The sequence below is a fragment of the Moorena sp. SIO2C4 genome, from assembly GCF_010672485.1.
GTDB classification, from domain to species: domain Bacteria; phylum Cyanobacteriota; class Cyanobacteriia; order Cyanobacteriales; family Coleofasciculaceae; genus Moorena; species Moorena producens.
Genome location: NZ_JAAHGN010000320.1, coordinates 1 through 7,211, shown reverse-complemented (window position 1 = coordinate 7,211; position 7,211 = coordinate 1). Strand labels below are relative to the sequence as shown.

Annotated in this window: 5 protein-coding genes; all 5 read left to right on the top strand. The window is 41.0% G+C overall.

All coding sequences use genetic code 11. The features are described 5' to 3' along the window. On the top strand, positions 1–1,631 hold a 1,631-nt coding region (locus F6K20_RS17565), incomplete at its 5' end, for an alkaline phosphatase family protein (RefSeq protein WP_287295450.1). A gap of 540 nt (positions 1,632–2,171) precedes the next feature. Beyond that, complete coding sequence (locus F6K20_RS17560) at positions 2,172–3,419, top strand: O-antigen ligase family protein (RefSeq protein WP_008179476.1); 1,248 nt, start codon at positions 2,172–2,174, stop codon at positions 3,417–3,419. Then, positions 3,416–4,510, top strand: a complete 1,095-nt coding sequence (locus F6K20_RS17555; RefSeq protein ID WP_008179474.1) for a glycosyltransferase family 2 protein — start codon at positions 3,416–3,418, stop codon at positions 4,508–4,510. The genes F6K20_RS17560 and F6K20_RS17555 overlap by 4 nt, the downstream gene beginning before the upstream one ends. Before the next feature lie 617 nt (positions 4,511–5,127). Then, positions 5,128–6,018 (top strand): sulfotransferase domain-containing protein, encoded by an 891-nt coding sequence (locus tag F6K20_RS17550; protein WP_008179470.1) that lies wholly within the window; start codon positions 5,128–5,130, stop codon positions 6,016–6,018. Between the two features lie 250 nt (positions 6,019–6,268). After that, positions 6,269–7,211, top strand: a 943-nt coding sequence (locus F6K20_RS17545; protein ID WP_287295448.1) for an oligosaccharide flippase family protein, incomplete at its 3' end; no start/stop codon positions are given.

Here is a 7,211-nt window from a genome sequence, read left to right as displayed (position 1 = left end):
CGCTATTGTTGGAGAATTGGATGTCCCAAGGACATCTGAAGACCCTCAACAAAATACGGCAACAAGGAATCTATGGTCGCCTGAACAATACCGTTAACTACAACAAGAAGACAGTTGAATTTTCCTCCACTGAACCCTTGTGGGTGATGTTTTCTACCGGTTGTTTACCAGATAAAACCGGTTTTTGGGATACGATAAAATTTTATCCAGACACTTATAAAGTAGTCTGCGACAAAATTTATAGTGGATACGATTATAAAGAATATAATCCCTTTTATGCCTTAGGGGATGACTACCGGGTTGCTGCCTTTGATGTACCAGTATCAGCACTGTCAGATCAAATTAATGGCTTACAAATTTTGGGTTGGGGGGGACATTATCCCTTTGTGCCAAGCCATTCCCAACCGCCGGAATTATTGCCCAATATTATTGCCCAATACGGCAAAAACCCAGTGCTCCATAAAGATAATGGTCGCTGGTGGGATCCAGTTTATTTTAAATGGATTCAGCAAGCTCTAAAAACTAGTATCTCCACCCGCTCAGAGATTTGTCGGGATTTACTTCAGCGTGAACCGTGGGACTTGTTCGTGACCGCTTTCGGTGAAACTCACAGTGCTGGTCATGACCTGTGGGACCGCAGCCAACCAGATCACCAGCTCTACCCTTACCAGAGCAAAAAGAATGGTAAGGCTGGAGACCCCATGCTGAAAATCTTTGAAGCGGTGGATGATGCGATCGCAAAAATTATCGCTGCTGCGCCTAAGGATGCCTATATCTTGTGTTTCGCAGTTCATGGCATGGCTGCCAATGTTACCGACTTGATGAGCATGATGTTCCTGCCAGAATTGGTCTATCGGTATAACTTCCCTGGCAAGTATGCCATTACTCCCAGCAAAATCGGAGTCACTCCCCCACCACCAATTACTCGTCCAATCCGCAACTCTTGGCCAGGGGAAGTATGGCGACAGATTTATGAACCCAATCCCATTAAGCAGTTGTTCAACACCTGGACCCATAAAGCCTTTTTACAATCTGGCCAGCACGGTTTACTCTCTCCTTATCCCCTCATGAAGCACAGAGTGCAATTGGGTTGGATGCCAGCTACTCTATATACTCCCCTGTGGCCCAAGATGAAAGCCTTTGCTTTACCGGCCTTTGCTGATGGACATATTCGCATCAACCTCAAAGGACGGGAACGAGATGGTATTGTTGAGCCTTCCGAGTATGATGCTCTGTGCGATAACCTAACAGACTTCCTTTATCGCCTTACCGATGGTAGGACAGGAGAACCATTAGTTAAACAAGTAGTGCGCACCCATAACGTAGCCACAGATGATAACCCCAAACTGCCAGATGCTGACCTAGTAGTCGTATGGCACGAGTGTCCCACAGATGTAGTGGATAGTCCTGATGTGGGACGCATTGGTCCAATTACCTATAATCGTCCTGGTGGTCACCGAGCCAGAGGCTTCTTGATGGCAACTGGACCAGGAATAACCCCAGGTTCTAGTTTGCCAGAGGCTCATCCTGTAGATATAGCCCCAACCATCTTGAGGTTGATGGGAGCACCGATTCCTGACTACTTTGATGGCAAATCTCTAGTTAGTCCGACTTTATCCATCTCAGCTTGACATATAAATCAACCCTAGGGATAGGGTTTCATTTCCCTATCTGGGTAATTCCTGAGCCTCTTAGATTCAGCAGGTTTAAGGGTGTAGATTCACTCTTAGCTGGCCAGATAATACTAACTTGAAACAATGCCATCCATTGCCCTAGTTCGCAAGTATAGGATTAACCCATTGAAATCCTATACTTGCAGATTTAGATCAGGTTTTGTATACAGGTTATCTTTTCACTAAAACAATTTTTGTATAAAGTAAGCTTTTGTAGAAAATAATCACTGCTTAATATCAAGTTTAGGAGTATTATTACTCTTAGGTCAGGGTTTAAAAAACCTGTGAAGTCAAGCAATATCATGGTTTTGAAATGCCATAATCGTGGCGAAACTTGCCTATTCCTTCCCCAGCAAGCTTGCTACATTTATATGGCTAGTTTCATTATACCACAAAGAAGCCTCCAAACATGATATAAGTTCTGAATTAGTAACTTTTTGCATATAACATTATGACTACAATAGTATACCTACAATTTTTTGCTATAAACCAAGGTTCATGAGAAAAATTTTGGCATTTTTTGAACCGATTTTCACTACTGTTTCCTTGGTGCTCTATTCAGGAGGAGTACTCACTGTAATTTTATCAGGAGGCAGAAGTGAGGGGGATGTCATACAAGAATTTGATTCCTCCCTCAGTAGATTGCTGTTCGTATTAATTTATCTCGTTACCTTTTTCCTCCTAACACTACGGTGGAAAAAGGTACTTTATGTCCTCAGTAAAGATAGGTGGCTGAGTCTGTTGGTGGGGATAGCAGTAGTATCTGTTTTCTGGTCTTCTGAACCAACAACGACTATCAACCGTGCTGTTGCCCTAATTGGCACAACCTTGTTTGGTGTTTACCTCGCCAGTCGCTACACCATGAAAGAACAGCTAGAAATGCTGGGTTGGGCGTTCGGAGTAGCAATATTGCTCAGTTTTCTGTTTATTGTGGCTCTGCCGAAATACGGGATTATGGGGGGAGTTCATGCTGGAACTTGGCGAGGAATCTACGTCCATAAAAATGTTCTTGGCAAAGTAATGGTGCCCAGTGCAGTCGTATTTTTGCTCCTAGCTATTCGGGGCAAAAAAAATAATTTACTGTTGTGGGGGGGGTTTGGCTTTGCCGTAATTCTTTTACTATTTACAACTTCAAAAACTGCACTGGTTAGTCTTATAATTATGTTATTATCTCTATATCTATACCGGATGTTACGGTGGCGATATTACTTACTGATTCCGGCTATATTTGCCATGACAACATTCGGAGGCAGCGTCTTAATCTGGTTGCTAGATAATGCAGACGCTTTGCTAGGTGCAATCGGTAAAGATGCTACCTTAACCGGTCGTACAAAGCTATGGCCCTTCGTGTTGGACATGATTGAGAAACAGCCGTGGTTCGGTTATGGCTATGGTTCATTCTGGAATGGCTTGAATGGTGAATCTGCCTATGTCTGGCGTGCAGTATTGTGGCCAGCTCCCAACGCCCACAACGGCTTGCTCGACCTATGGCTAGCTTTAGGAATCTTGGGAGTATTAATCTACCTAATTGGATTTAGTTTTAGTTTACTAAGAGCTATTGCTTGGCTTCGTGTAAGTAAAACATCAGAGAATCTCTGGCCATTATTGTTATTAACCTATACCGTGTTAGCCAATATCACAGAGACATCAGTGATGATACAAAACAATATCTTTTGGGTGCTATACACATCTGTAGCTCTTTCGGTGCTTATTCCATTAGAGCGACAACAAAACCTATTGAAATGAATGAAAACTGTCAGTTATTAGTCAGCATTGTAATCAACAACTACAATTACGGTCAGTTTCTACCTCAAGCAATTGACAGTAGCCTGAGTCAGACTTATCCAAATACCGAAGTCATTGTGGTGGATGATGAGTCCACTGACAACTCTCAGGATATTATCAATAGCTACGGTGAGCAAATTACTCCTATCCTCAAAAAAAATGGTGGGCAAGCATCAGCGCTCAATGCCGGTTTTTATGTCAGCCGTGGGGAGATTGTAATTTTTTTAGATGCTGATGATTACTTATTCCCTAATGCGGTGTCCGAAGTGGTAGCCGTTTGGAAACCAGGGGTAGTTCAGGTGCAATATCGTTTAGAGTTGGTCAATGCCCTTAGTGAATTTATTGGTATCCATCCAGCTCCAGACATAACATTTGATAGTGGCACCGTTTGGCCAATTTTGTTGGAGAAGGGAAAGTACAGCAGTACTGTAACCAGTGGCAATAGTTTTGCACGGTCAGCACTAGCTCAAATTTTTCCTATACCCGAATCTGATTTTACCATAGCTGCTGATGGTTATCTAGTCACCCTGAACCCATTTTATGGGCAAGTGGTATCGATTGAAAAACCCCTTGGGGCATACCGACAACATGGGAAGAATTTGTGGGCTTTTTCTAAGGGAACCATTCCCATTGAACGGTTTCGTCGGTCTATCAACCATGATTTTATCAAGTATAACTATTTAGTAAGCAAGGCGACTGAGTTCGGCTATCACGTATGCCCGGATTTGAGCTTTCGTGACCCCAATCATTTGATTCACCGTATCGCTTCTTTACGACTAGATCCTCACCATCATCCTTTTGCTTCTGATTCCCCTGTAGTCTTAGCTTACAAAGGATATTGCTCAATCTGGAAATATTCTAAATTTAATTGGAAAAAGAAGCTACTCTGGAGTCATTGGTTCCTGTGGGTAGGACTAATGCCCTATAGTCTTGTAAAACCAGTAATTTATTGGCCCCTTAGTTCAGCATCTCGTCCTAAAATTATTCTCTGGCTAGCAAAAATAATCCGCAGAGTTATACGCATCTTGACTTATCAACAAGTTACGGATTAACTCCTCAGGGTAAACGCATCGAAATTTGTATCAAAACTTACAGTTAAAAAGTAAACAATAGTATCAAAAATCTAGAATCACCCTGGTTATTATCAATAAGCCCAATTTATTCTCAATTATTGGCCGTGTTATCCAAGGTCGATTTGAGAGTACTCTACATTCTGGTTGCGTACGCAAATCCGACTTTGATTTTTGTTCAAAGTCAACGAATTTTCCGCTGACTTTGAACAAAAAAACTGATTTAGGATGGGATTTATGGGAATTTACCCAAAAAATTGAGTTAATGATATTTTTGTCTGTTACCATTTATACCAAATTAGATGCGTTTACCCTGATTAACTCCTGGTTAATATATCTTAAATAATTGGTAGGAGCTGGGTAGTAATAATTACCCAAAAGTATACTAGTTAATAGTCTTATATAATAAGGTCATGATTTCTTACTCAAATTATTCTCTAGTTAGGGAAAATAATCCGTATTAATACCTAAATTTGCGTAGAGATAATCAGCTAAATTACTTAGGATAATCAGCAATATAGTCAATTGTTTTATAGATTTTAATCTAGGTATAATTAACAACGGCGAAATAGCAGTTCGATATTACGAGACAGTTTTTAGTGACTTTACCGAACTTTTTAATCATTGGAGCCCAAAAGGCTGGAACTACCTGGTTAGCCCATAATCTCAGGGAACATCCTGAGGTATTTATACCTGGAAATGAGATTCATTACTTTAATAAGACCTATAATCTCAATCAAGGTATTGAATGGTATAAAAACCATTTTGCTGATGTTAATGGAGAAAAAGTTATTGGAGAAAAAACTCCTAATTACTTATGGATCGATCCATTGCCTGATGCCCAGGGTAAAGTCTACTATGACCCCCTCGAAGAAATTCCCTATTCCCATCGGCTGATCTACGAAACATTGCCTGAAGCAAAGCTTATTGTAGTCCTAAGAAATCCAGTTGAACGAGCCATTGCTGCTATAAATCACTTTATCAAAAATGGAGCTATATCTCTCAATGATGACCTTGATGAACTATTAGTTGGTGATCAACAACCCCTAGTTGAGCGCTATGGCATCATCGACATGGGACGATATTATCGCCAACTGCAAGGCTACTATGACTACTTCGATCCTAAGCAAATGCTAATTCTAGTCTTTGAAGAAGACATTGCTCAAAACTCAGACGATTCTCTGAAAAAGGTTTGTGAATTCCTTGAGATAGATTCTTCGTTTGATTTTAGTAAAAAGTATAAAAAAGTCCATAAAAGCACTAGTTCACCAATTGCTCGTTATCTCGGAACCCGTTTCCCATTTATGCGTGGCTTGATTAATCGTGTTGATCAGCGCTTACCCTTACAACACCAAAAGCTTCGACCCAGTCCATCAGCGATTCAAAAACTCTACACTATCTATGCCAATGACAATCAAAAGCTCTTCAAATTATTAAGGCGGGAGATATCGGCATGGCACAGCAAAGAATTAGTGGGATTAAGCAGCTAGTCAGCCTAAGGGTGAGGATAATAAAAAATTAGCCATATAAGTAGGGATAAATCAGATAATATATAAGTTGCCTTCAGAGATATTATGATGCTAACTTTTAGAGTAATATCTTCGATGGCAACTTGGTATAAGTCATACCAATAATTCGCTGATTGTCTTCTTAGTCTGGGTAATCAGAGATGATTTTCGATCAGTTACCAACTTGGCAGATAATCCTGGCAGCAAAAAGGTATGATCCAAACTACTTGATATGAATTTTCAATCCCTCAAATCCAGGCTCATTGGCATATTTCAGAAATCCCTAGTACGTAACACCTTGTGGATGCTATTGGCTAAATTTCTGAAGATGATTGTCCAAGCGGCCTATTTCGTGATTATTGCTCGTACCCTCGGTGCTCAACAGTATGGTCTGTTTGCTAGTTTGACGGCTTTAGCGGCGATTATATCACCTTTTGCTACCTGGGGTAGTGGAGATGTTTTAATTAAAAATGTCTCTAGAAACCGAGCCTTATTCAAGGAATACTGGGGCAATGCGCTGTTGATGGTTTTTACCTCTAGTTTGGTGCTAATTGCCTTAGTTATGCTTATAGCTCCAGCTATTTTACCTCAAGGAACGTCGCCCCTGCTAATATTTTTGGTATTTTTGTCTGACTTACTCTTTTTGAAAATTTTAGCCACCGCTGGTCAGGCATTTATCGCGGTCAGTCAGCTTAAGCACACCGCCCAGATTCATTTTTTACTCAGTCTAAAAAACTTAGTGGCAACACTTTGTTTTGTCAGCTTCTTTCAGACATCAGATATTGTAGTTTGGGCAGCTTTATATCTGGCTAGTACAGCAATAGCAGCTGGGGTTGGATTTCTGATGGTACATCGGATGTTAGGAACTCCTAAATTGGCAATATCAAAGATCAAGCCGGAGATGCTTCAGGGATTCTACTTTTCTGTCAACCTTTGTGCTGAAACGGTTAACAACAATGTAGATAAAACCATGCTGGCGCGTCTTTCTACATTACAAGCTACAGGTATATATGCTGCTGCATACCGTTTAATTGATGTGGCATTTGTCCCTGTACAATCTCTGTTAGCCGCTTCCTATGCCAAGTTTTTTCAGAAGGGAGCCGCTGGCATCCGGGGAAGTCTCAATCTGGCCAAGCGTCTATCACCAATTGCTGGTATGTACGGAATAGCTGAGA